This window comes from Mesorhizobium sp. M4B.F.Ca.ET.089.01.1.1, assembly GCF_004022605.1.
Classification (GTDB): domain Bacteria; phylum Pseudomonadota; class Alphaproteobacteria; order Rhizobiales; family Rhizobiaceae; genus Mesorhizobium; species Mesorhizobium abyssinicae.
The window spans coordinates 1-453 of record NZ_RZOS01001414.1 but is presented as its reverse complement, the minus strand read 5'-3'; the positions used below and the strand labels follow the sequence as shown (position 1 = coordinate 453).

Annotated in this window: 1 protein-coding gene; it reads left to right on the top strand. The window is 58.5% G+C overall.

Features of this window, described 5'->3' with window-relative positions; translation table 11 throughout:
* Nucleotides 1–416, top strand: a 416-nt coding sequence (locus EN780_RS40140; RefSeq protein WP_210215145.1) for a hypothetical protein, incomplete at its 5' end; no start/stop codon positions are given.
* Between the last annotated feature and the right edge of the window lie 37 nt (nucleotides 417–453).

Below are 453 nucleotides of genomic sequence, written 5' to 3'. Positions count from 1 at the left end.
TTTGTGGCATCCGTCCCTATTGCACGAACCCCTGTTCCGCCATGCAGCCCTTGAAGGTGCTGCTCGACGCCATCGCTCCGGCAATCCAGAGCCGTCCAGCCATCACCTGCGTTTCGCTTGCGCGACCATTGCAAATCGCCTTGGCCCTTTCGAAGCGGCTGTCTTTTGTTGTGGCCTTAACCTCACGCCACTGCCCCGACGACGTCGTGTTGTTGCACCCGACGAGCGCCAAGCCGAGCGCGGCTATGAACATGGACCGCATTCATCCCTCCCGGTTTGGCGCAGCATGCTGGAAGTTGAAAATGAGGGCAATGGGTCGATCCGTTGCGATACCCATGGCAGGCGCCAACGGTGTATTGAAGATGTGGGAGCATGGCGCGCAGCGAAGCGCGCTAATCGGGGCGTATGAGGAATGATGCCAGATTGGTCTAAGTGATTGGTCTAAGTCTCAGG